Raw genomic sequence first — 24094 nt, 5'->3', positions numbered from 1 at the left:
ATTGTTGGAGGTGCAGTTTTTATATGGCTAAATTTACTGAAGAAGATAAAATAAATGCAGTTCAAAGTTATTTAGAAGGAAAAGAGAGTTATCATTCCATCGGAAGAACTATTGGGACGTCTTCTAGTGTGGTAATGAACTGGGTATCTCAATATAATCTTTATGGTATAGAAGGTCTATTGAAGAAATCCTATACAAGTTACTCGGAACCGTTTAAACTAGACGTACTTAATTATATTGATTCTAGGTCACAGTGACTCCCCGGAATTTGTCGAAGATTAGCACTTTGGCACAGACCCCCACTGCGTTAATGTGCTAAAGTGCACAATGGTTAAAAAGGAGAGTTGATTTTAAATTGAGCTCTCTTTTTATAAGATAAGAAAGCATAAATTTTGGCTCTAAGCGGCGTTTCTAGCTGTGGTATCCTTGTCGGCAATATTATGGATTGATTCCGACTCGATGAATATAGGCTTCTTCCGGATCAGTTTGATTGTAGTAACCGATTAGGAATCCAGTTATCCTTCAGTTGTCTTCTATCACAAAAATTGTATTATAGAAATCATCAAATAAGAACCTGGGTTAAAATATGGGTCATCTCACGGCTACCCAACCATTCGTTCATTATTGGTAGAATTATGTTGCAATAAAGGAGATATATTTGTCTTAACTTCATTGTTCATTGTCTTCCCTCTAAAAATGCGTTCTTGTGGATTCAATAGATTATCTTATCAAACTTAAACACACAAGATAAAAAACTTCCCTTTTTCAATTAAATATTACCTTATTGCCTTCTTTCCCTTGGTACATCCTTCATTTATCAATTTTTCGGTCATCTGATTATAAAAAAATTATTCCTCTAAGGATTACTAGATGAAGCAAAAAGCTAGACATTCATTACTACACAGAATATACAACGTTTTCATCATCAACGCTAGTACATACAATTATTAAAGTGAAGCATAATAATCATTAGATTTTAAAACGTTCACATGAAGGATGTATAGACGTGAAACGCGATTCGAAATTAAAATCCATACTTAGCTCCGCAACTAAAAAATTAAAAGATCAGGATAATCATACATCAGAAACTTTATCAAATGACATCCAGAAAAATAAGGAGAAACTAAAAAAGCAATTTGGTCCAAGCGAAGATGTTATTTTTCGTCAGTTAAATATTCCTTTTGACGATGATACTGCGCAAGATACCCTTCTTGTCTTTGTTGACGGGATGGTTGATGAAAATGCTGTTCGTAATAATATTATCAATGCACTGATTACTCAACCTTTAAAGCTTCAACGAGGGGGAGATAAATTAGAAAAAGTAAAAAGTAAAGTCTCTATTTTTAATACAGTGACGAATGAAACTGATATCGAGAAAGCAGTATTTGAGATATTACAAGGATCAGCTTTCCTATTAGTTGAAGGATATGACCAGGGCTTGCTGATGAATGTCGCAGGCTTTGAGCTCAGGTCTCCCGAAGAACCTGAAACAGAACGCATGGTAAGGGGAGCACGCGACGGATTTATTGAGTCTATATCCACCAATATGGCTCTTTTACGCCGCAGAATTCCCCATACATCCTTACAATTTGAAACCATAAAAATTGGTAAGTATAGTCAGACACAAATAGCGATAGCTTACGTAAAAGATATTACCGATCCAAAATTGGTTGAACGCATTAAACTACGCTTACACCAAATTAACGTGGATGCAATTGAAAACTCCGGAGAAATTGAACAATCCATCGAGGATCATCCGTTTTCCATTTTTCCTACAATCGGAAATACAGGACGTCCGGATAAGGCATCTGCCTTACTTATGGAAGGAAGAGTAATTCTTATAGTTGACGGGGATCCGTGCATTTTGTATGCACCGTACTTATGTTTAGAGAGTATCCAAAGTCTGGAAGATTACACATCTCGCCCCTATTATACATCGTTCATCCGGATTATTCGTTTCGTTTCCTTTTTAATCAGTATCTTATTTCCCGCTCTTTATATTGCAGTTCTTAACTTTCATAAAGTTATGATCCCGTCCGAAATGGTGGTACCGCTGATTCAGGCCAGGGAAACAGTACCATTTCCTTTAGCAATGGAGATTATCATTATTATTCTCATGTTTGAAACAGTACGGGAAGCGGGGATACGACTGCCGCAGCAAGTTGGTTCCGCACTGAGTATTGTTGGTGCATTAATTTTTGGACAAGTGGCCGTTTCAGCAGGGATTATGGGGGCACCGACGACTGTAGTGGTATCCATTTCCTACATTGCTTCGTTTATCAATAGCTCTATATCGGGTGTTATATCGTTGCTACGGATCGGCTTATTTATAGCTGCCAGTTTATTTGGAGGATATGGACTGATAATGGCAATGCTTGGATTATTAACCCATATGGTTTCCTTGACATCGATTGGCATTCCTTATATGGCACCATTTGCACCTTTTTACTTCCGAGATTGGAATGATACGCTAATCCGATTTCCGTACCGCTGGTTAAAACAACGACCAAAAAGTATTCCGAACAAACGGCCGAAAAAAATCGAATCATTGCCAAAGACAGGTGATAAATAGTGAAGATAAAGGTTCCTATGCTTCTTTTCTGCTTATGTATATTAACCGGCTGCTGGAACAATGAGGAATTGGATGAATCTGCACTTGTCCATGGACTTGGTATCAATAAAGCAGAAGATTCATTGCATTTCAGCATGGAAATTATCAAACCAAGTAAGGAATCGTCTGAAGGCAGTGCAAGTGGAGAAAATATAATTATAGAAAAAGAAGCAGATACATTAATTGAAGCAGTTCGGGAATCAATTCGGGATGTGAAACGTCGTCTACATTTTGATCATAACCAGCTCTGGGTAATTGGTGAAAAACTGGCTAAAGACGATATGATCGGCTATTTGGATTTAAGCAGACGAGACCAGATGTTCCGATTAAATAGTTATCTGTTTATAACAGAAGAAAATCCGGTTGACATACTTGAAACTCCGACCCTATACGACGACCTTTCTTCTACAGAGATTGTTTCCGCACTGGAACAGACAAAACACATTTCCGGGTACACATCAGTAAAAATGTATGATTTTTTTAAAGCAATGGAGGGGCCGATTCCAAATGCATATATACCAATCATTCAAACAACAGAGGAAAATAATCAGCCAATTACTTCATTGAATGGAACCGCGGTTATAAATGATGGAAAGATGGTCGGAAAACTTACCAATCATGAAACAAACGGATTGAATGTACTTTTTAATAAAGCATCCGGAGGCTATTCACAGCTTACAATGAACGGAAATAAAATTTCAATTGAGATAAATGATTCAGAAACAACTATAGAGCCGGTTCTGAAAGGAAATCATCTCAAAGCCCATATAGAAGTGAAAATCTTAAGTACATTAGCCGACAATACCTCAAAGGATACAATTAACAAAGAATGGATCAACCAAGTGGAAAAAAAAGCTTCCGACCAAATTGAAAATCATATTCACATGACACTGGATAAGCTCCAACAAGAATTGAAAACCGATATTTCCGGCATTGGTATCGAAACTTATCGAAAGTACCCGCAGCAGTGGCATCATGTACAGGATAACTGGGATGACGTTTTTTCCAAGGCAGATATTACTGTCGACGTTGATACCGTAGTTCAGCATCAAGGCCTAATTAATAAAAGCTTGGAACGTCACCGTGATAAACATCATAACAACCCTTATAAATTCAACAGAGGAAATTGAGGGGGGGAACTATTAGGCATGCTCACAAAATGGGAGACACTTTTTTTAATCATCATGGCAATCGCCGTAATGGGACATGTAGTGGTTACACCATTGCTAATGGATGTTGCTGGAAGGGATGGCTGGATCTCCATATTTTTATCCCTGCCGTTTGCCTTGCTCTTCGCATTTGCCATCTATCGATTGAGACTGAAATATCCAGAAAGTGACATGGTTGCCATATCCCGCTTTCTGCTTGGTAAACTTGGTGGAAGGGTACTTATTTTTCTCTTCCTATCTTATTTTTTGTTTTTAACGATCTACTCCTTTGCTTTACTAATCGATTTTGTTCATATCGGTTTTTTGCCGGAAACACCACGACTTCCGATATTGATCTGGTTTTTAATCTTTTTTGTTTATGCAGTGATCAAAGGAATTAAACGAATCGCATTAACAGCAAGCATCCTTACGGCGATTGCGATGTTTACAGGTCATTCAATTACTTTACTGGATACACGACTGAAAGATTGGGGAGAGCTGCGTCCATTCCTAGAGTTTGGAATAAACCCTGTATTGTGGGGAACTCTGCTTCTAATCAGTATCTGGATGGAACTGCTATTTCTTTTATTTCTTCCGATTCAGAATACCAATGAAAAACGGATGTTTTTATTATGGAGTATCGGAATTTTCCTGAATGCATTATTTATGCTTTCTACATATACCGGAAGTATTGCCATTTTTGGGTTAGGGCAATCAGATAACTTTGTCTATCCGGCGCTGGAATCAGTCAGAATTATCAGTTTAGGATTTATTGACAGGTTTGATATTTACGGATTGCTGTTAATGTCTGTAGGTATTTATATTCGCTGCAGTCTTTTCTTTCGTATCGCCTACAATATGACCGTCGATAGAATTTCATCCAGCTGGATAAAATACGGATTGTTCGTTTTTCTTATACTATTTGTATCTATTTGCGCATATTTTCTTTCAGCAGATCATATGCGACTGGACCATGTATTAAATATCTATGCTTATTTAGTCATCTTGTTCCCTGTTCCATTTTTGTTATTAAGCGTTTCCCATTGGAAAGAAAGGAGATATCTCGGAAAGTGGCGCACAACGAAGAGAATATAGCTGGAGGAACGTGCCGCAACTACACGACGAAGGATTAAAAGCGTATTTATTATCTATGAGTGATGGTATTGAGAAAGGTATCTATGATGTTGCATTGCTCGATAAGGAATTAGATGGATAGGATAAGCCCCTCGGGAGAGGGGTTAATCAACACTAGCATCTAGTATATTGCCCAGATTAATTATTGTTCGTTCACAATTATCTAACTTCAGGTATCCATTCATGGAATCTATCTTTAGTAGCTTACCAGTTATATTATGATAATCATGTTTATCATAATATATGATTTCAATTGTTAGATCATTATGAATAGCTAGCTGTAGCTTTGAATTCGCGTTGAGCCAATCGATTTCTCATTTAACAGCTGTTCTTTATAGACAGCAGTAATCGTTGGATGGTTGTCTACAAGCCCATATGTTAATGGGTTTGTAGATCTTGGTTCATCCATTTCATTGTGGCCCATACGTCTATATCCAATTAGGTCCACAATAATATCTTTATTGAACTTGACGATATTCAAAAGCAAGCTTGATTGCTTTCATACATGCTTCTGGACGGTCGGCGTTTACATGGATAACAGGAATCCCATAACCCTTAACAATGTCACTTGGATAGTGGGTGGATCTGTCATCTTCACTCTCCGTCGTAAAACCTATTCGGTTATTGGCAATCAGATGAATGGTGCCACCAGTGTTATATGTCTTTGTTCCCGCATAGTTCAGCATTTCTGTAACTACGCCTTGCCCTGTAAAAGCAGCATCCCCATGTATCATTAGTGGGACCGCTTTCTTATTAGCCTGTACAGAATATCCTTTTCGCGTACGATTATCCTGTGCTGCTCTCGCATATCCTTCTACAACTGTACCTGCAATTTCAAGATGGCTTGGATTATGTGCCAATGTAACAGTTATCTCTTTATCCCCAATTTTTTTTTCTTGGCTGCACCTAAATGGTATTTGACATCCCCAGTACTTCCAGTAATTAAGATCAAACTCGGGTCCTTGTTTTCCCATTTGCTGTGTTGAAATTGAGCAAACATCGCTTCATAAGGTTTTTCCAATACATGTGTCAGGACATTCAACCGTCCTCTGTGAGCCATTGAAATAACCAGATCCTTAACATTATCTTCTGCTGCCAGCATGGCAAGTTTATTGATTACTGGGACCATTGATTCCAATCCTTCAATCGAGAAACGTTTTTGTCCAACATACATTTTTTGCAAAAGCTATTCGAAACCTTCTGCTTCAAATAAACTTTTCAGAAGTTCTTCTTTATCTGTAATCAAAAGTTTTTCCTTAGGCATTTCTTTTTCAACTTTTTGCAATAACCATGTTTTTTCATCTTCTTTGGAAGAAAATTTAAAAGAGATTCCAGTCGAATTTATTTGTCCTGAAAACAGCGAAAAACTTGCAGATGGACTAGAAGCAGTAGAATACTTGAAAATGGTCTATACAAATGACATAGGGTTTGAAATAGAACATACCGACCAATGGATGATACAAGTTTTTTCATTTTGTTGAGAGCTATGTTTGGCGACACTTCGGAAACTGCCACTGTTGAACCTTTAGCATCTGTAACAGGCTCACCCCATTGGACAAATATATTTCTAAAGCTATCTTCTACTTCTGCATAATTTTCAAGATACAAATCATATTGTTCCAAAACGTAACCAAGGTTTGGACCACTTATTTCTCCCCAAGGGTTATTTAAATGATTGCTTTCCATAATTCATACACTCCCCGTATTTTAGTTTTGTGAATTGATTTATAATAAACCAATCCATTGCCAATATGTTGCACTAAACAATACAATTAATAGATAACCAATAATCGTAATTGGGATACCTGCTTTCAAAAATTGTTTTGCAGAAAAAGTATTTGTACCATAGGCAAGCATATTTTGTGGAGCACTGACAGGTAATAGAAAACCAAAACTGATTACAAATTGCATAATCAATACAAGCCCCGGACCATTAAACGCGGTTTCTCCCATTCCAACTACCAATGCAATTACAATTGGAATGAATGCAGCTGCTAAGCTTGTTGCACTAGCAAATCCCAAGTGAATTAATATATTAAATAAAGCGAGTACCGCAATCATAACTACCAATGGCATATCAGTTAGACCCATTGCCTCAAATGTATTGGAGGATAACCAGGTTGCACCTTCTGTGTTTAACAATACGGTACCTAGTGAGATACCTGTAGCAAACACTATTAATGTTCCCCATGGAACTTTCGGTTGCACTTCTTTCCAGGTAAAGATTCCGATCCCCGGTGTTAGCATGATGGCAACTGCAAAAATGGTCACTGTGGTGGAATCAAATGGATGAAGTATACCTTCTGTTGCCCATAGAATTAATAGTGTTGCTGAAATAATGATTAAACGTAATTCCTTACCATGAATTTTACCAAGGTCCTTTAACTGAGCTTTTATGCTCTCTGTACCAGCATTACCTGGCATATCTTCGACTTTAATTAATCGTGTAATAACAAAGTATAATACAATACTCATGATAATAGACCATGGCGCTGCATACAGGAACCATTTCCCCCATGAAATATCAAAACCCCATTGTGTTTCCATAAAACCAAGAGCAACCATATTCTGTGCTGCTGCAGTTTTGATACCTATATTCCAAATGGATATTGCCTGTACAGCAGTAATCATCAGCAAGGCTGCTAATTTACTATTTTTCGCCATTCCAAAAGCTGCTATTATCCCAAGTAATATCGGAATGAGCGCACCTGCACGGGCTGTTGCACTTGGAACGATCAACGCTAGGATAAAGGTTACTACAATTACCCCGATTACGAGATTCCTGGGTTTTGTTCCCACTTTAGACATAATAAATAGTGCAATACGTTTATGAAGTCCCGTTATTTCCATCGCAGCTGCTAATACAAGTGCCCCTGCAACAAGTAATACTGCGGTAGAACTGAAACCACTTATCGCCATTCCCAAAGCCCCTTTTGTACCATAAGTTACGGATGGGTCTTCAATTGTTGGTGATAAACCAACAAATAAAGCAATAAAACTAACAATCATCACTGCACTCACAGGGTAACTCACTGCTTCTGTTACCCATATAATTACAGCGAATGCTAATACAGCTAAACTCACTTGCCCAGCAAAAGGCAGTGACTCTGGGTTAGGTAACATTAAAATAATTATAAAAACTACAAATGCTGCAATCAAAGCGATAATATTTTTCTTTTTCATTGAAATAACCTCCTTGTTGTTATACAACTATTATAAATGAATGCCTCATAACGGAAGCGCTTTCTATAGTTATATAACACTTACATTAGTTACATAATTCACAATCTGGTCACACCACGGAAGGACAAGTATCGGAAGTTAAATACGTATATCATATGTATCTCTATTAGAAAAATTGACGAATTCAGTTGACTGTATGTATCTTTTTTCTTATTATTTTATAAGAATTACGAAAATAAAGAGATGTTTATCCTTTCCAACTCCATAACTATAAATTTAACCGGAATCACCAAGTGCTACTTGATGATTCCGGTTCAAACCTTAACTAGAGTGAATATAGAATATCCAAGATTGCAACGATGGCAACTAGAAGTTGTACTAGCAATTGGATATTAATTGCGATATCGTATCGATTGTAGTAATCTGAACATTTTTACAACCATCTACAATTGTTTTTTAATGATTAGTCTGTCTTGTCTTGGGAACTTGGTTAAAGTCTTGTATGACATCCTTTGCCCAATTAGAGTCCCCAATTGTTATACTAAGTAAGAACTACAGTGATTGCAACCAAGCTGCAGGGAAACTGCTGCTTGCGTACTGTCGTTTTAACATCAATGTCTTATTAAACACTTTAAGAATAAATGTTATTGGATACTTATGTCACCATTTTTGATAACTGCTATAATACTATTTTTCTTTATTCCAAATGTTTTAGGGTTATTATCCTCTTTTAGTAATCATTATATTTTGGCTTTTATATGATATTTGGAATTATTACGCAGAGAAGAAGAGTAACAGTGAAAATTTAGATAATTAATCTTAAACAAAATGGTACGATTGTTCAATAGGGGCAGTTGCTTTTGTGCTAACTGGAAGTTTATTATCATTAGAAGAAGAAATTGTTAATATAAAAACTGGGAGTGCAGAATCTAGAAAGAAATTAAAAATTTAATAATCTTCACGGGAGTTTTTTTAACAACGTTATGATGTATGAGAGGTCACAAAAGGATTAGTAGTCTTATTTAAGTAAATGGTGCATTTAACAAAACAAGGAGATTATCAATACAGCGGTCTATTTAATTTAACAGCCTACTTGCATCTTGTGATAATATAGGAATATATGTTCTGGAAAGGGGGGTTTATGATAATTCAAAATGAAAAAAAAGACGTTGACCAAGAGGCTGTAGCACGATGCGATTAAACAAGTATCAGATGAATGGATTATCATCAGGAATTCCATATATGTTAAATATGAATCGAAAATTCGGACGCTCCTTTAATTACAAGCGGATTTATCGATATGTCGTTGAAAATGTATTAAATCAAAAATTCATTGCGGATAAACCGAATGAGAAATGGGTTACTGATGTCACAAAATTTAAGTATGGTTCTTCAAATATAGCCTATTTAAGTACGATTCTTGATCTTTATGATGGATCAATTGTTAGCTATGTTCTGGGATACTCTAACAATAAAAAACTTGTATTCAAGACTATTGATCAATCCATAGCTCTTTCTCCTTGTGATCATCCTACTTATCCATAGTGACCGAGATTCCAGTATAAATCTCATGGGTTAAACGAAGGGTTGATGCAACCGAGATGACACATAGCATGTCACGGGTCGTGTATTGATAATGGACCAATCGAGTCTTTTTGGGGAATCCTAAAATGTCAGAAGTATTATTTACATAAGTATGAGCATATGAAGCGCTTTGTAGTCATAGATAAGTACATGAAATTTTATAATCATGATCGATATCAAAAACGACTAGACGGCCTCATCCCTTTGAAATATAGAGCTAAAGCCGCTTGATCAGTTTTATTATTCCCCTAGTCTACTTGACAGTGGGGGAAGTTTAATGTGCTTATACGCGTTTTATTTATTGCTTTGCAATTCTTACGATAGGTTTAATTACTAAACCATTTTTTGAATCCTCAAAGGCTTTGTTGATATCTTCAAATTCATAGAATTTGACTAATTTATCAAATGGAAATTGGCCTGCTTTGTAGTAATAAATTAATCCTGGAATGAAGACATTTGGTACCGAGTCACCTTCAATAACACCCATCATTGTTTTTCCTTCAGCCATTAGATCATTATGCACATCAATATTCATTTCTGGTGTAACACCAACGATTGCAGCAGCTCCAAGTGGGCGTAAAGCTTGTAAACATTGACGAACGACTGGAGGAACACCTGTTGTATCGACTGCGTAGTTTGTACCGCCGTTTGTTAGTTCTTTAATTTCTTTCACAACATCTACATTTGTTCCATTAAATGTATGCGTAGCACCAAGATCTTTTGCTAGATCTAGTCGTGAATCGTGTACATCAATGGCAATAATAGTTTTACAGCCAACTATTTTTGCAGCCATAATCGCACTTAAACCAACTGCGCCTGCACCATAAATGGCAATGGTTGAACCGAATTCTGGCTTGATTCTATTTAGAACAGTACCTGCCCCTGTCTGAATACCACATCCTAAAGGACCTAATAAAGCTAAATCTACATCTTTATCTACTTTGACAACATTACGCTCGTGAGCAATGGCAAATGTACCAAATGAAGATTGACCAAAGAATGTTGAAAGCGGTTGACCGTCTTTTGATAATCGGTGTGTATGATCGTCATGCGTACCACCAAAGTTTAAATCATTGAAAGTATCACAAACTGTTGGGTGACCTGTTAAACAATTATCGCAATGCCCACAATGTGCGAATGATAATACAACATGATCTCCTTTTTCAAAACGTGTAACTCCTTCACCAACATCATCTACAATACCTGATCCTTCATGTCCAAGTACTGCAGGTAGAGGTGCAATTGCTTCATCACGTGCAACTGCATCCGTATGACAAACACCTGTACCAACAATTTTCACTAAAACTTCATTTGCTTTAGGTGCTGCTAATTCTACTTCTTCAAAACTAAACTCCTGACCTTGTCCATTTGTTACTGCTGCTTTAATCTTCATAGTGGCCTCCTTGAGATTATTTGGTTCAATTATATTTTAAGACAAAATAAATTAATTATACATGTAATCTATTTCAAATTAATTATTGTTTAATATACAATAATTTATTTGACCCAAAAACGAAGGAGTATCATAATTAAGTAATGAGGGATTATAGGCTTTACAACAAGTAAAATAAGTAATAAGAACAATTAAACTATACTAAAATAGCAATACTACTTTACGTAGGTAATTCCTCCTTGGTATTCTTCGTTCTTGTCAAATTATATCACTATCGTTTTGTCATAATGGGTGCAATTTCAATTTAGTTTGTTAACCAAAATATATATATAAACGGATCGAATCAGTTTACAAACATTAAAAAATCAAGCACATTTCCTTATGGAGAGTGCTTAACTCTTGGTCACAGTGACGCCCCGGAATTTGTCGAAGATTAGTAGATAAGTAGATAGTGAAGCAGTAAGAATATGATAAAATAAAGTAACAACTGAATCTGTGAGGGTGGTTGGTTGTCGCTCTTCTTTCCTTTTTGGAAAGGAGGTGATAATCATGGAAACATTTCTTGAATACTTACGAGAAGTTCTAAAGGGGATTGTGCGCGAAATAAGTGCATATATCTTACGTAAAAACGTCACGGAAAACAAGAAAAACACCCTACGCTGTCACAAGCAAAAGGGTGGTTCTCAAGATAAAGGTTAAATATTATTGACAACCACCACCCTGACGGTAGAGGTTGCAGAGAGAAGTGTTGGTTGCACTTCTCTTTTATTTTATTATAATTCTATTTATATTATACATGATTTCTTATTATAATTCTATTTATTTAGATTTCGGGTTTGTGTCAAGCTTTTCTCGGTACCCTTTTTACCCCAGTATTTCTGGCACTCTATTTTTGTACGCTTTTTTCGGCTACTGCGTGAATGGCATCGCTTGGTGGACTATAATTTTGTAGGTTCCGTTTAGCTTGCCTTGCTTTAATTTGACCATTGCCTCAGCACCCTCTGAACTCCAATGCATGCCTCGTTTCTTCATCCGGTAAGTAATATGGCGTTGATTGGATTCTTCCGCTCCCAAGCTTCTCGCATCCTCTGGTGGGTTATCAACGCACTCTCTCCAGTCTAATATGCGCTCCCAATTGTTTAAGATATACGAACGGAATGCCCGAACTTTTTCTATCCTCTTGGTATCGTCAAGCGTGCTTTCGTAAGTGTCAATCCATAAGTTAAAGTAATCTAAATCATGGTCTTTTAATGCTTTTCGCAGTTCGTCTTTATACTCACTTTTTCCAGCCTCGAACGCCCGATTAAGCCCTTGAAAGACATGATAGGCATCCAATTGATTCAGGACGGGATATTCCGTTTGTGAGAAGTTTTCTTGGAACTTCTCAGCTGTATATCCAGCACCACCGTCACTATTAGTGACCACTTTCCAAAAATCCGCAATGGGTTTGGTTGTCATAATCGCCATCGGGTTACGCAAAGAGACCCATTTCCCGTTCCTATCCCACCCTTCATAAAGGATTGCATAGCTTACCTTATGACTCTTTTTCTTTTCTATCCCCCGAAAAAATACGCCATCAGCTTCAGCATAGAGAAAGTCTATTTCTTTCCTCTCTGGCAACTCACGGAACCCTCTAATTCGACGACCATTTCTTTGGACCCTGGTCACAGTGACGCCCTGGTAATGATAGCACTTAACTCAAATCTGGTTTTGATAGGTGTTTAGATACTTATAGTAAAGGTCGTTAAACAGAGAAAAAAGTAACCGCCTAGCCCCCGAGCAAAGGATAGGATAGTTACTTTTTCAAAAGTACTTAATATTTTTTGGTCAGCCGTTCTTCTTGCGGCATGTAGTTGCTAAGGCTGAGTGTTAGTAGCACTCAGTCTATTTTTATTTTATTATAATTCTATTTATATTATACATAACTTTCGTTTGTTTATGCAATTATTCAATTATTTATAATAACTTGAGTTAAAAGGGACACAGGCTAAGGAGGCAGTGCCCCCCACTGTGTTAATGTGTTAAAATGTATAAGCTGAAAGGTGTATAGTTTGTGTATTCTACTCTCCTTTAATAATAGGATAGATTTTATAGAACTTTTTTGAGAATATTGTTAAAATAATGTTATAGCAACTACATAAAGCGAACGGGCGGTTGACACTCCCTTAAAGAAAGGGGGTGTATATTATGGTGACTTATGAAGCAATGGATATGCTATTTCAATTTGGCATTTTCTTAGTTACGACAATAACAGCAGTTGTAACCATCATCACGGTTGTCACCAATAGAAAAAAGAAGTAACCACCCTTCGCTCCGACCAAAGAGTAGGGAAATTACTTCTTTTTGACTAAAACAAGGATCATGTATCATTGGTCAGCCGCCCTTTAATGCGGCATGTATGTTGCTTAGGCAGAGTGTTGGAAGCACTCTGTCTATTTTTTATTTTATCTTCTATTTAATTATATTATACATGACATGAATATGGCTTTTCAACTTTTTGTTATGGTCACAGTGACACCCCGAAATTTGTCGAATGTTGTAGATAAAAAAGCAGTAAGAATATGATGAAATAATGTAGCAACTGAATATGGTGAGGGTAGTTGGTTGTCGCTCTTCTTTCCTTTTTGGAAAGAGGTGATAATCATGGAAACATTTCTTGAATTCCTACGAGAAGTTCTGTAAGGAATTATGCGTGAAACGAGTGCATATATCTTTCGGAAAATCGTACTAGAACACAAGAAAACCACCCCGCGCCGTCGCAAGCATAGGGGTGGATCTCAAATTAAATAATATTTTTTTGACAACCACCACCCTGACGGTAGAGGTTGCAGGAGAAGTGTTACAGCACTTCTCCTTTTATCTATATCCATTATACATAAAATTATTACAAATTTCTAGATGAAGAATTGAAGTCTAGATCACAGTGACACCCCGAAATTTGTCGAACATTAGTAGATAGTAAAACAGTAAAATTTTAAATTTCTTCTGTTTTTTTGCAGGATTTTGAATTATTTTGTAGAAAAGATAGGTATAGGTATTTTTTCTCCTATTATTCAAAGGGAAGACTCCTTTTATAATCCCCGATGAATTCCCTGTTTTCCTATTTCCCTACCATTCATCTCGATATATTCTTCTTAAACGATTCCTATTATTTCAGAGCGAAGTAAAAACTAAATAGACTGGAGGCTATTGTATGACTGCTAAGGTTACAAGGTTACCATGTGCAGGTGGGGGTGCGGGTTTCGCAGGATACGGAATCGATGGTGATTGTGGGACTGCCTGATGCGTCGGTTAAAGAATCACGGGAGCGGGTGTTGGCTTCGATTGCTCATTTTGATTTGGATGTGACTGATAAGAAGGTGGTCGTGAATCTTTCGCCGTCTGATCAAAAGAAGAACGGCTCTTTGTTTGATTTGTCCATTGCGGTTGCGGCATTAAAGGAATTGCGTGAGATTACGTGTGAAATTTCAACAGAGACGGCTTTCATTGGTGCGTTATCCCTTGATGGTGCGGTTGTGAGTGGAGAGGGGATTTTACCTGCTGTCCTTGCTGCCAAGGGGCTAGGGATTAAACGAGTGTATTTACCGTATGACCCTGTTCTGCCGCTTCATATGATAAAGGACGTAGAGTGTATAGTTGTACAGCATATGGAGGAGGTGGTCCACCATCTGGAAGGGCAAGAAGGTTTGTCACTTCACCCAAACTCTCCCCAAATGGAGCAATTGCTACACACTCCTGAAACACATCAAAAGGACTTTTGTCATGTGATTGGCCATGAGCAAGCGAAACGAGCCTTAGAAATTGCGGCTGCTGGGGAGCATAATTTGCTCATGAGTGGTCCTCCTGGTTGTGGGAAGAGCTTGTTGGCTGAAACATTCCCTTCTATTCTACCAACCTTAACGAATCAAGCACAGCTAGAGGTGATGAGTCTTTACCAGCTAGCAGATGAAAAACGAACCCACTATCAAATTATTCCCTTCAGACACCCTCATCATTCTGCTTCTGCCGTTGCCATCATTGGTGGTGGTTCTAATCCAAAACCTGGTGAAATTTCAATGGCTCATCGTGGTGTACTTTTTCTGGATGAGATTTCAGAATTCTCCAAGAAAACACTTGATATGCTGCGCCAACCACTTGAAACGGGAGAGGTGACCATTAGCAGAGCCCATTCCACCGTGACGTACCCATCCTCTTTTATCCTTATTGGTGCCATGAATCCCTGTCCATGCGGCTATCTCGGATCTTTTCATCATTACTGCACGTGTTCACAAAAGCAAATTCAAGCCTACCGAAATCGCCTCTCAGGCCCTATTCATGACCGGATGGATATTCTATTATCCCTACAATCGGTGAATGTAAACCAGCCATCCATAAAGCAAGAAACCTCATCAGATATTCGCAAACGAGTGGAATCAGCACGACTACGTCAGTTTGAACGTTATCAACTAGAAGTATCCAATGCCAAGGTTCCGTTTGAAACGATGATAGAAAAGAGTCCATTGCAGGCGGAGCAGAAAAGGATGCTCACAAATGTTTCTGCAAAGCAAAACTGGAGCAATCGTGTCCAAATTAAAATTATCAGACTCGCAAGGACCATTTCTGATTTAGCAGGAGAAGAAAGGATATCCGATCAAGCCATTTGGGAGGCGATGAAATTAAGAAGATGGAGTCAGAATAAAAAACAAGTGATTGCGAGGGAAACATGATGCCATACAAAAAACGGATATACATACCGGGACGATATTATCATATTGTTAGTAGGGGCAATCGCCGCGATCCCTTGTTTCGGAATGCTAGTGATTTCCAAGCTTTTCTCCACATTCTAAAGCAACTCAACGAAAAGTACCCTTTCGAAATTGCCTCTTATTGCCTAATGAACAATCATTACCACCTACAACTACGATCAAAGGAAACATCCATCTCAAAGATAATGGGGCTAACCAACAAGCGTTATGCCAATTACTATAATACCAAATACCAACTCACAGGCCATGTATATGAAAAACGCTTCTATGACAAGGTCATTGAAGATAAAGAAGGGATGTTAGAAGTCAGCCGTTATATCCATCTAAATCCAGTCAGGGCAAAAATGGTTAAGCAACCAGAAAACTACCCATGGAGCAGCTTTCATTTTTATAAGAATGAGAATGTTCATTATCCGAGTTTTATTAATTTGAATAGCTTACTAGATTATTATGAAGGGACATGGAGACAGAGGCGGGAGAAGTATTGTGGAAGCCTTGGTGTGTCACAGTGACGTTCCAACAGGTGATTCCAAAACCGTAACCGGCAGTTTAAGTATTCCGAAATATCCTTTCGATGCTATAAAGCTAGGAGGATTGCATTTTGAAAAAGTACCAGAAGAAGAGGAAACAACGGGGGGTGTAAACATACAGAATAAGTATGGCTATGTCATTGGGTTATAGGTATCAGATTTTGAGGATGAAGATAAGGTTGGATTAAGGAGTCAATGAATTCGTTCTATAAGATTCATGCAGTATTATTATTCCACCTTGGATAGTAGTGTTAGTTTGTAAATTTTTCTATTTTATTGTTAAACATTCCCGAATCATGCCGATATAAAGAGTGTAATCATCCATACCGGGTGATTTGTTAAGGCCTTAACGTTATTCAAATGTAGAGTGCACAGGATGTGAACTGTACAACTATTCTTGTTAATAACTCTAAATAAGAGTTGTTATATATGTGGGACACAAGGATGTGACCTGCAAAAAATATACTTACATGGAGGTAAGGAATTATGATTATTAATCACAATATTTCAGCTCTTAATGCGCATCGTCAATTAGGAGCAAACCAAGGTGCAACACAAAATTCATTGGAGAAGCTTTCTTCAGGTTTGAGAATTAACAAAGCTGGGGATGACGCTGCGGGTCTAGCGATTTCTGAGAAGATGCGTGGGCAGATTCGTGGGTTGGAAACTGCACAAAGAAATGCACAAGACGGTAAATAAGAAATGCCGCTCTAAGTAGTAATACTTAGATGAAAACTCCGTGAATTCGGTGGAACCCCAAACCAAGCTTCAGTTTGCGGATGGTGGGCAATACCGAGCCAAGCCTAATGAATTGGTAGATAGTAGTTAGGAAGGTGTAACGATCAGGTGGTGAGGAACCAGACCAATAACCCACCCACGAGCGCGGGGCATCCTAATGGGATGAAGATATGATCTGAGCTTTATGGAGACATAGAGAAGTAGTGGATTAAATGCCATTGCGGTAACATATTGATTTCTTTAATTCAAACTGCTGAAGGTGCTCTAAATGAAACTCATTCGATTCTTCAACGTATGCGTGAACTAGCAGTTCAAAGTTCCAACGATACAAATAATGATGAAGAAGATCGTAAAGCACTGCAAGATGAAATGAATCAATTGTCAGAAGAAATAACAAGAATTGCAGATAATACTGAATTTAATACAAAGAATCTTTTGGATGGGGAATTCAAAGGAACCTTCCATGTAGGAGCTAATGCACAACAAAATTTAACAATTAGTATTGATGCCATGGATGCATCAACATTAGGTGTAACTGGAACAAGAACTGGACTAAGTGAAGATGCTACTGCGGAAGTCTTAGGAAAAGGTAGTCAAACAGTATTAAAAGATGATGATGGAAATCAGTTTGCTGTAAAAGTAGGAGATGATTACTACAAACTAAGTGATGTAAGACTTAATTCTGCTGGAAGCGATTTAGAAGCAAAAACAAGTGCTGAACCTTTAACTGTTTCGGCCGACCCAGACGATGATACTAAATTCCAAATAGAAGGTGATACTGCTGGAATTGATATTTCTACTCAAGAAATGGCAAACGGTGCAATTACCTCTATTCAAACAGCTATTGATACAGTTTCATCTGAACGATCTAAACTTGGTGCAGTTCAAAACCGCCTAGACCACACAATCAACAACCTAGGAACATCAGCAGAAAACCTAACTGCTGCAGAGTCACGTATCCGTGACGTTGATTATGACTTAGCTGCTTAAGCAGTAACAGTCACAGTCGTCCTAACTGGTAACGGTTAGAGATAATTATCGGGTGAATTGCTGGAAACCCCTTAGAGCTTGTCTTACCACAACGAAGCTGGAAACGGCAGTCGTGAAGGTTGGAAAAAAGATGAGATTGGGCAATCGAGCAGCCAAGCGCCTGTGGCGAAAGCCTGGCGAAGGTTCAACGACTAGAATAGACCACCTAACAGCTAAGCTTAAGGTGATGAAATTCGTAGGTGAAAGAGGTGCCGCCTTAGACCTCTCAAATCCGAAGTGCCCGGCCCCTACTAGATAATTAGAGGGTGAAGATATAGTCTAGTCATTTATGAAAGTAAATGTTCGCACGATGGCGAAAGAAATGATGGAATTCACAAAGAACAACATCCTTTCACAAGCGGCACAAAGTATGTTAGCACAAGCTAACCAACAACCACAAGGTGTTTTACAGCTATTACAATAATAGTAGATTTAGGAGAGACTCTGGCTTTGCTGGAGTCTCTTATTTTATATACTAAAAATAATTTATTTCAAAGTATAAAAGAAAAAGATCCTTATACTGATTTTGGGAGTTATACATAACAATATGTTAATTAGATAATATAATGAAAATTATTTATAGAAGGTTAGTAGAGTGTTGTCTTAAAGGAAATCTCCGCCAACTTACTAAAGGTCAATCCAGTAACTCCTTTCATAAAACATAACCTAGAGAGGTTATCTGATTCCAATATAATTTGGTAGCCTTTTGTTGGCATTTCATTATTCTCATTAAATAGGAAAAAATTCCTTTTATAAAACTTACCACGTTTATAAATGTTGATTAATTTATCTAATTCATATAATGCTCCATTAATTTCTTTCGTCGGATACTTTAATGCTATTGAGGTAGGGAGATAAATGGTAGTTCTTTTATTTGGTATATGAAATCTATATTCACAGCTTTTCAAAAACTTTCTGTGCATACTTCCGTGTAAATAAGGGGTTACTAGATGTAGGAAATAATAGATTTGAAATTGATCATACAGTATGATTCGATTCTGTTTGTCAAGATAAAAATGCAGATTATATTTCTCTTTTAAAAAGTCAATTAACCAACTATTTTCAGATTTATTGAAGCTTTCGGTTGATAAAATTATTTTTCTAGGTTTATTCCCTTCTAGCTTCAAATGTCCATCATCCATATACCACCAGGCTAGTGATTGTTCATCAAAATATTTACTAATTAAATCGAAGGGTATTTTCTTTTTATTCACAGGATACCACTTTAAGCGTAGATAAGTAATCATATCTGCTGTTCTTGATTGAACGTAGTAAGATAAGCTATAACCTTGTTGTAATCGGTGATCAATGTTCTTTTTGTATTTAGGGGGACTTAGAGGTAAGAATTCCAATAGTTGCAAGTAGCAATAATTGCTCCAACTATAATCTCTTGAAACGTGTGTGAACTGAAATCTAGGTTTTCTACCTTCTTGCATGGTAATACAACCATCTCCAAGTAATTTTCCTATAACCTTTGCTTTAAATGAAGCACTTGTATTTAGCCAATTCTTTTCCATAATTCTCACCTCATAAGAACGTATATTCTAATTATAACATTATTAAGTGAATTATGACATTTGATATAATATAAGACTAATATGGAAAGATGCCTTTGCCTAAAAATATTTTTTATAGTAATCAAATGGAATTCATGTACAAAACTTCGATAGAGGATTTGTCGGGGTTTAGTGATTATAAAGAAGGGAGAATATAAAACAGCAACTGTATATTGTAAGGGTGGTTAGTATATGTGTCTTTGGGATATGGGGACAAGTACAAGAATATTGTAAAAAGAAGTAATTACTACTCCCGGGATAGAGTGAGATAATTACTTCTTTATCAGTAAAGTTCAAAACGGGCCTGTGCTTTTACTTTATGCAAGTATTCTACCTATGTAATCAAATACTAGTATCATTTCAGTCTATGGCTTCTTCACTTCCCGAACCACATAAAAATTTTCCTTCTCCCAATCCTCAGGCAGTTCTCCTAATTCTTCATCTATCAGTGCTATATCATAAAAGCCTCGTTCAATTCCATCGCTCATCGATAGTAGGTACTGTTTTAACCCTTCATTATGCAGGTTAGGGACATTTCTCCAGCTGTATTCCCTTCTATGCAGCGTGTCTTCTTTGTCGTCATCAATAAGGACAATTAAACTGATATCATTAGGAACCTTTCTTGTTCCTACTAATTTATACATTCCGCCATCTGGTGGCATTTGCCATTCTATCATTTGATCACCTTTTCTTTTTTATAAATTCTGACAATAATTACTATACCATCTTTTCAAAATATAATACACACTTTCTTGTTCGTTGTAACTGCTTTTTTAACATTCGTGGGGATTCAGGAATTTCCAAGTGTACGCCATTGGTAAATAAAACCCTGGATACGGTTTTAGAGATGCTTTTTACATGACTTAGATGATGATAAAAGACCCAGCAACAATCCGCGCTTGTGATGGAGTGTGTAGGAAATGCGTACATGCTTTTGTCCGGATTGATCGGGATGGGAACTTTTTTCTTAAAACCAGTAAGCTGAATGACCGCTTTTCTGCGATCTTCGAATAAACAGAGATTCTCGATGCAGGCTTGTTCCATTAATTGCAGTGGCTTCTTTTTGTTGTAGATGGTTTGGTTGGAATCATAGATGAGACTTTTGTAGGTGTCGTGTTGAATTGGGATGATCGCTAAGGTGTTTGGATTGATGTGGTAAGGACTTAATTTTATTTTCATATTATTTCCTTCTTAGGACTTCTTCGTTAACGGCGGATTTATGGCGATGATTTGAAACCTCCTTTCTTCCATTAAAGTAATTGATATAGCTAGCCTGAGGGGAGAGGAGTCATTTGCTTTTCTCCGATCCCATCTCTTTGTCAATTTCTTCAAATATTTTATCCGCACTTAAATCTAGTACCTTCCATAATTTATATAAGGTATAAACATTTGACGATGCTTGTCCACGTTCAATTTTTCCAAGGTGTCTATCTGCAATATGCGCTTCATGTTCCACGTCATCTTGTGTCTTGAGCAATTGCCTTCTTCTAACCTCAAGCTTTTCTCCAAATAATTTATCAAATGATTGTTTATTCAATGGAAGTTTCATCCTTTTTACCCCATTATCAAGCGCAGAAAACAAAGCCGGAACGTGTTATAGCACCCTTTTTATGCACCAAGGAAACAAAGTTGGTAGGGGGACGGAGGGACAGGTTCCTTGTCCCCATCTGTTCCAAATAATAAGACAGTGCCCCGTTATCTCAGGAAAAAGTTTAAAAAGTCCCTAACTTGCATAAAACGATCCATTTTGACATTTTGGACTGATTATTTTGGTCTGTTTTGTCATTTTGGGTCATTTTTTGCAAGTTAGCGCATGTGACAAAAGACGGATTCATCGGTATGATGCTTCTAACAACAAGCCGGCTAATAGATGTACAGAATCAAACTTTACTAGGAGAGGAAGAAGTAGATGGAAGAAAACGACAAAGATTCCTTTGAAGAAATATTTGAACAGAATAAGGGAAGGATTTATTTTCAATTGAAGAGCTTGGGCATCCATGATCCACTACATGAGTATTACACGGAGGGACTCTATGCGATGTGGATGGCCTATAAGAAATACGAACCAACGAAAGGTCCGATGTCGACGTATTTCAATTTTTCCATACGTAATCATCTCATTGATACGATTCGGAAAGATGTGAGGGAACAGGATCATAAAGAGAAATACGCCCAAAACATAAAGAGAGAGCAAACCGATGGAAATCATGTAGGGGAAGATAAACAGGCAATGATTGATCCAGAGGGGATTGTACTGGAAGATCGCGACTATTGGGAGAAATTGCTGAAGCAGCTAACGGTCAAGCAAAAGAAATGGGTGTACTATTGCATCGTGAAAGGCTGGACATACAAGGAAATTGCCGAGAAAGAAGGCACCACGGTCCATGCCGTTAAAGACTGGGGCAAACAAGCAAGGAAGAAACTCAGAGAAAGAATCATAGAATGATAGGAGTGGGGCGGGGGTTCCTCGTCCCACAACTAGGAAGTGTAGAGACGTCTGGTTACGGTTTATACATATATAGAAAGGATGTTAAAAATGAACTATATCAAAGAGTTAAATGCATTTTCTGTGAAGCAAGAAACGAATCGATTATCCCTGGGAGCTGCGAACCTTTGGCATGTGCTGATGGCTATCAACAATCGTGCCGGGTGGGTGAAGGAATTTACCGTAGCAATGAGTTTGCTTTGTTATAAAGCGGTATTAAGTGAAAGTACCTGTAAACGCGCACGCACGGAATTACAGGAGAAAGGGTATATTCGTTATCAGTCGCGAGGTGGAAATCAAGCGGCAGTGTATTCGATGATTTCGTTGTGTGACTTTGAAGGGGTGGAGGAAGCAGGGGGTGTTGCTGGAAAGGCGAGCGGAAATGTGGACGGGAAAGCGGGCGGCAAAGTGAGCGGCAAGGTGAACGACAGTGCGAGCGGGAATCCGAGCACATTATATAAACAAAAAGAAAAGAAAATAAAAGGAAATAGGAAAGAGCATGCAGGCACGGACGCCGAAATTTATTTTCAACGAAATTTTACAGAAAAGATTCCGGAAACGTTACATAGATGGGTGCAGGAAGTTGGGGAAGACCTTGTCTTACATGCGATGAATCTTGCGGTAGAGCGAGAAAAAGCTGAGTGGCGTTATGTGGAGGGGATTTTGCGAAGTTGGAAGAAGAAAGGAATCCTGACGGTGGAAGATGCAGAGAGGGAAAGAGCTCAGTTGCAATCTGGTAAGAAATATTATTATGCAGAGAATCGTCAAAGGTCTTCAGAAATTGTACCTTGGTGGATGGATAAACATCGAGAAGAGAGTAGGAAGCGGAGTGAAGAGGAACGGAGACGGATGGAAGAGCAGGATCCGAATGTGGTGAGGGAGAGGATTGAGCGGTATAAGCGGGAGATGGAGAGTGATGTGGGTAGTTAATGTGGAGAGTTAAACAAACGTTTGATTTAGAGGGATTAGCTGTTTTAGATTCAATCAAACGTTTGATTTGTTGGATGAGAAGTGATTATTAAGATGGGGGACTTGTCCTTCTGGAAATTTAGGAGTGAGAACTGTCCCTATCATCACGAAGAATTTTACTATGATACGATTTGCGAATGGTAGAGATTGGTGTATGTTTGCTCTTATACAAATGGATTTGGTGGGACGTGACTTTTAGGTGATTTTTTGGGAGTAGGGGGATTTGTTTGTATTAGTGATTATTCGGTAGCGGTATTTCTCCTATATAAAAATAAAACAAACGTTTGATCAAGAGATTTTTATGCTCAGATTCAATCAAACGTTTGATTTATTTAAGAATTAACCAAGGATATGGGAGAAAATATTGTATTCTGCAAAAACAGGATGCTGTATTATTATTAAGGTTTTCTTGCAAGTAACTCCTGAGTTGGGTGGGACGAGGAACCTGTCCCCATAGCCATCAAGCTAACAAAAAAGTAATGAAAACAAATCATTAATTTTTGTTAGCTTTTTCTCTTTTTTGTTTTTCTAAATAATTTTCTGCATGCGGAAATAAGCCTCCTAAGGAAACTTTATTTTCAGACTTCATTTTCCTAAGGGATTAGTCATTTGCTTCGGATACGTTTGGTTTATATGCGATATTTAAAATATCAAATACGGTTTCTTTCTTTTTCTTATGGCACTTCCTTCCATTTATTTTAATACTTATATAAACCTTCCTACACAACTCTACTAAACTATTTCTCTTTAAAACAACGTCTTTAAATATAGAAAGGCATTCTTTCGCAATGCTTATTGATTTGTATTCACTCGTTTCCATTTGATGCTTCCTATAAAGCATCCTTCGACACTGGAACGCCAACGTGGAACATAAAAGTAATCGTATCAGTGTACCGTATAAATGACACTCAAATCGCTCTTTTTTCATCTTCTTTACCCGATGAATTTCAAATAATGATTTCCATGTTTTAAATAAAATCTCAATTTGC

At 37.6% G+C, this 24094-nt stretch carries 22 protein-coding genes and 6 pseudogenes; 16 read left to right on the top strand and 12 right to left on the bottom strand.

Annotated elements, in window-relative coordinates; genetic code table 11:
• Positions 1–23: 23 nt before the first annotated feature.
• The 4 genes from D8M06_RS07725 (at position 24) to D8M06_RS07710 (ending at position 4854) form a co-directional block, all read left to right on the top strand.
• Positions 24–257: a helix-turn-helix domain-containing protein gene (locus tag D8M06_RS07725; protein ID WP_121203825.1), complete on the top strand. Its 234-nt coding sequence runs from the start codon at positions 24–26 to the stop codon at positions 255–257.
• Between the two features lie 749 nt (positions 258–1006).
• The gene (locus D8M06_RS07720) at positions 1007–2572 is read left to right on the top strand and encodes a spore germination protein (protein ID WP_158591755.1); all 1566 of its coding nucleotides are present in this window, start codon (positions 1007–1009) and stop codon (positions 2570–2572) included.
• Complete coding sequence (locus D8M06_RS07715; RefSeq protein ID WP_121203823.1) at positions 2572–3741, top strand: Ger(x)C family spore germination protein; 1170 nt, start codon at positions 2572–2574, stop codon at positions 3739–3741. Before D8M06_RS07720 ends, D8M06_RS07715 begins: the two co-directional genes overlap by 1 nt.
• Before the next feature lie 18 nt (positions 3742–3759).
• Entirely contained in the window at positions 3760–4854 is a 1095-nt protein-coding gene (locus tag D8M06_RS07710; RefSeq protein WP_121203822.1) for a GerAB/ArcD/ProY family transporter, read from the top strand.
• Between the two features lie 143 nt (positions 4855–4997).
• On the opposite strand, the gene D8M06_RS20440 is transcribed toward D8M06_RS07710, so the two are convergent.
• The 5 genes and pseudogenes from D8M06_RS20440 to D8M06_RS07690 form a co-directional block, all read right to left on the bottom strand.
• On the bottom strand, positions 4998–5138 hold the full coding sequence (locus D8M06_RS20440) for a YolD-like family protein (protein WP_421904211.1): 141 nt from the start codon (positions 5136–5138) through the stop codon (positions 4998–5000).
• A gap of 29 nt (positions 5139–5167) precedes the next feature.
• A pseudogene (locus tag D8M06_RS20040) lies at positions 5168–5867 on the bottom strand (thiamine pyrophosphate-dependent enzyme).
• Positions 5762–6076, bottom strand: a complete 315-nt coding sequence (locus D8M06_RS20035) for a hypothetical protein (protein WP_194074623.1) — start codon at positions 6074–6076, stop codon at positions 5762–5764. The pseudogene D8M06_RS20040 and the gene D8M06_RS20035 overlap by 106 nt, the downstream one beginning before the upstream one ends.
• A gap of 158 nt (positions 6077–6234) precedes the next feature.
• A complete protein-coding gene (locus D8M06_RS07695) occupies positions 6235–6579 on the bottom strand; it encodes a hypothetical protein (protein WP_121203820.1) in 345 nt (114 codons plus the stop codon).
• Between the two features lie 39 nt (positions 6580–6618).
• Positions 6619–8076, bottom strand: a complete 1458-nt coding sequence (locus D8M06_RS07690) for a DASS family sodium-coupled anion symporter (protein ID WP_121203819.1) — start codon at positions 8074–8076, stop codon at positions 6619–6621.
• Positions 8077–9267: 1191 nt separating this feature from the next.
• Between D8M06_RS07690 and D8M06_RS07685 the strand changes: the two genes are divergently transcribed.
• Positions 9268–9621 carry a DDE-type integrase/transposase/recombinase gene (locus D8M06_RS07685; RefSeq protein WP_121203818.1) on the top strand — a complete coding sequence of 118 codons (354 nt, stop codon included), beginning with the start codon at positions 9268–9270 and terminating at the stop codon, positions 9619–9621.
• A gap of 63 nt (positions 9622–9684) precedes the next feature.
• Positions 9685–9891, top strand: a complete 207-nt coding sequence (locus tag D8M06_RS20435) for an IS3 family transposase (protein WP_121203817.1) — start codon at positions 9685–9687, stop codon at positions 9889–9891.
• Between the two features lie 67 nt (positions 9892–9958).
• On the opposite strand, the gene D8M06_RS07675 is transcribed toward D8M06_RS20435, so the two are convergent.
• Complete coding sequence (locus tag D8M06_RS07675; RefSeq protein WP_121203816.1) at positions 9959–11053, bottom strand: NAD(P)-dependent alcohol dehydrogenase; 1095 nt, start codon at positions 11051–11053, stop codon at positions 9959–9961.
• Positions 11054–11602: 549 nt separating this feature from the next.
• Here D8M06_RS07675 and D8M06_RS19965 point away from each other — a divergent pair.
• The gene (locus D8M06_RS19965) at positions 11603–11752 is read left to right on the top strand and encodes a hypothetical protein (protein ID WP_170150261.1); all 150 of its coding nucleotides are present in this window, start codon (positions 11603–11605) and stop codon (positions 11750–11752) included.
• A gap of 246 nt (positions 11753–11998) precedes the next feature.
• Here D8M06_RS19965 and D8M06_RS07670 read toward each other — a convergent pair.
• Positions 11999–12673 (bottom strand): annotated as a pseudogene (locus tag D8M06_RS07670) (UPF0236 family transposase-like protein); the annotation flags it as partial.
• A gap of 567 nt (positions 12674–13240) precedes the next feature.
• On the opposite strand from D8M06_RS07670, the gene D8M06_RS20130 reads away from it, so the two are divergent.
• The 7 genes and pseudogenes from D8M06_RS20130 to D8M06_RS07630 all read left to right on the top strand — a co-directional run.
• Positions 13241–13354, top strand: coding sequence for a putative holin-like toxin (locus tag D8M06_RS20130; RefSeq protein WP_241558902.1), 114 nt, complete (start codon positions 13241–13243; stop codon positions 13352–13354).
• A 959-nt stretch (positions 13355–14313) separates the two neighbouring features.
• Positions 14314–15759, top strand: coding sequence for a YifB family Mg chelatase-like AAA ATPase (locus D8M06_RS07665; RefSeq protein WP_241558901.1), 1446 nt, complete (start codon positions 14314–14316; stop codon positions 15757–15759).
• Positions 15759–16310 carry an REP-associated tyrosine transposase gene (locus tag D8M06_RS07660; protein ID WP_121203813.1) on the top strand — a complete coding sequence of 184 codons (552 nt, stop codon included), beginning with the start codon at positions 15759–15761 and terminating at the stop codon, positions 16308–16310. Before D8M06_RS07665 ends, D8M06_RS07660 begins: the two co-directional genes overlap by 1 nt.
• Entirely contained in the window at positions 16285–16479 is a 195-nt protein-coding gene (locus D8M06_RS07655) for a hypothetical protein (protein ID WP_121203812.1), read from the top strand. Before D8M06_RS07660 ends, D8M06_RS07655 begins: the two co-directional genes overlap by 26 nt.
• A gap of 335 nt (positions 16480–16814) precedes the next feature.
• Positions 16815–17021: pseudogene (locus D8M06_RS07650) on the top strand (flagellin N-terminal helical domain-containing protein); the annotation flags it as partial.
• 330 nt (positions 17022–17351) lie between these two features.
• Positions 17352–18056, top strand: a pseudogene (locus D8M06_RS20125) (flagellin N-terminal helical domain-containing protein); the annotation flags it as partial.
• 349 nt (positions 18057–18405) lie between these two features.
• A pseudogene (locus D8M06_RS07630) lies at positions 18406–18519 on the top strand (flagellin); the annotation flags it as partial.
• Between the two features lie 163 nt (positions 18520–18682).
• On the opposite strand, the gene D8M06_RS07625 reads toward D8M06_RS07630, so the two are convergent.
• The 4 genes from D8M06_RS07625 to D8M06_RS07610 form a co-directional block, all read right to left on the bottom strand.
• Positions 18683–19612: an endonuclease gene (locus D8M06_RS07625; protein ID WP_121203810.1), complete on the bottom strand. Its 930-nt coding sequence runs from the start codon at positions 19610–19612 to the stop codon at positions 18683–18685.
• A gap of 404 nt (positions 19613–20016) precedes the next feature.
• Complete coding sequence (locus D8M06_RS07620) at positions 20017–20328, bottom strand: hypothetical protein (RefSeq protein WP_121203809.1); 312 nt, start codon at positions 20326–20328, stop codon at positions 20017–20019.
• A 40-nt stretch (positions 20329–20368) separates the two neighbouring features.
• Entirely contained in the window at positions 20369–20830 is a 462-nt protein-coding gene (locus D8M06_RS07615) for a competence protein ComK (RefSeq protein ID WP_121203808.1), read from the bottom strand.
• A gap of 109 nt (positions 20831–20939) precedes the next feature.
• The gene (locus D8M06_RS07610; RefSeq protein ID WP_121203807.1) at positions 20940–21200 is read right to left on the bottom strand and encodes a helix-turn-helix domain-containing protein; all 261 of its coding nucleotides are present in this window, start codon (positions 21198–21200) and stop codon (positions 20940–20942) included.
• Positions 21201–21560: 360 nt separating this feature from the next.
• On the opposite strand from D8M06_RS07610, the gene D8M06_RS07605 reads away from it, so the two are divergent.
• Both D8M06_RS07605 and D8M06_RS07600 read left to right on the top strand, forming a co-directional pair.
• Positions 21561–22097, top strand: a complete 537-nt coding sequence (locus tag D8M06_RS07605) for an RNA polymerase sigma factor (RefSeq protein ID WP_121203806.1) — start codon at positions 21561–21563, stop codon at positions 22095–22097.
• Positions 22098–22187: 90 nt separating this feature from the next.
• Complete coding sequence (locus D8M06_RS07600) at positions 22188–23066, top strand: DnaD domain-containing protein (protein ID WP_158591754.1); 879 nt, start codon at positions 22188–22190, stop codon at positions 23064–23066.
• A gap of 828 nt (positions 23067–23894) precedes the next feature.
• On the opposite strand, the pseudogene D8M06_RS20430 reads toward D8M06_RS07600, so the two are convergent.
• Positions 23895–24094 (bottom strand): annotated as a pseudogene (locus D8M06_RS20430) (hypothetical protein); the annotation flags it as partial.

It is taken from the genome of Oceanobacillus halophilus (assembly GCF_003628505.1).
Classification (GTDB): Bacteria; Bacillota; Bacilli; order Bacillales; family Amphibacillaceae; genus Oceanobacillus; species Oceanobacillus halophilus.
The sequence above is the reverse complement of the archived record's forward strand: the minus strand, read 5'-3'. Positions and strand labels throughout refer to the sequence as shown.

Coding starts and splice junctions, on each gene's coding strand:
- D8M06_RS19965 (WP_170150261.1), top strand. CDS start 11,603: ATGGAAACATTTCTTGAATACTTACGAGAAGTTCTAAAGGGGATTGTG.
- D8M06_RS07615 (WP_121203808.1), bottom strand. CDS start 20,830: ATGAAAATAAAATTAAGTCCTTACCACATCAATCCAAACACCTTAGCG.
- D8M06_RS07710 (WP_121203822.1), top strand. CDS start 3,760: ATGCTCACAAAATGGGAGACACTTTTTTTAATCATCATGGCAATCGCC.
- D8M06_RS07685 (WP_121203818.1), top strand. CDS start 9,268: ATGCGATTAAACAAGTATCAGATGAATGGATTATCATCAGGAATTCCA.
- D8M06_RS07625 (WP_121203810.1), bottom strand. CDS start 19,612: ATGGAAAAGAATTGGCTAAATACAAGTGCTTCATTTAAAGCAAAGGTT.
- D8M06_RS07675 (WP_121203816.1), bottom strand. CDS start 11,053: ATGAAGATTAAAGCAGCAGTAACAAATGGACAAGGTCAGGAGTTTAGT.
- D8M06_RS20130 (WP_241558902.1), top strand. CDS start 13,241: ATGGTGACTTATGAAGCAATGGATATGCTATTTCAATTTGGCATTTTC.
- D8M06_RS07600 (WP_158591754.1), top strand. CDS start 22,188: ATGAACTATATCAAAGAGTTAAATGCATTTTCTGTGAAGCAAGAAACG.
- D8M06_RS07605 (WP_121203806.1), top strand. CDS start 21,561: ATGGAAGAAAACGACAAAGATTCCTTTGAAGAAATATTTGAACAGAAT.
- D8M06_RS07695 (WP_121203820.1), bottom strand. CDS start 6,579: ATGGAAAGCAATCATTTAAATAACCCTTGGGGAGAAATAAGTGGTCCA.
- D8M06_RS07665 (WP_241558901.1), top strand. CDS start 14,314: ATGGTGATTGTGGGACTGCCTGATGCGTCGGTTAAAGAATCACGGGAG.
- D8M06_RS07690 (WP_121203819.1), bottom strand. CDS start 8,076: ATGAAAAAGAAAAATATTATCGCTTTGATTGCAGCATTTGTAGTTTTT.
- D8M06_RS07610 (WP_121203807.1), bottom strand. CDS start 21,200: ATGAAACTTCCATTGAATAAACAATCATTTGATAAATTATTTGGAGAA.
- D8M06_RS07725 (WP_121203825.1), top strand. CDS start 24: ATGGCTAAATTTACTGAAGAAGATAAAATAAATGCAGTTCAAAGTTAT.
- D8M06_RS07620 (WP_121203809.1), bottom strand. CDS start 20,328: ATGATAGAATGGCAAATGCCACCAGATGGCGGAATGTATAAATTAGTA.
- D8M06_RS07660 (WP_121203813.1), top strand. CDS start 15,759: ATGCCATACAAAAAACGGATATACATACCGGGACGATATTATCATATT.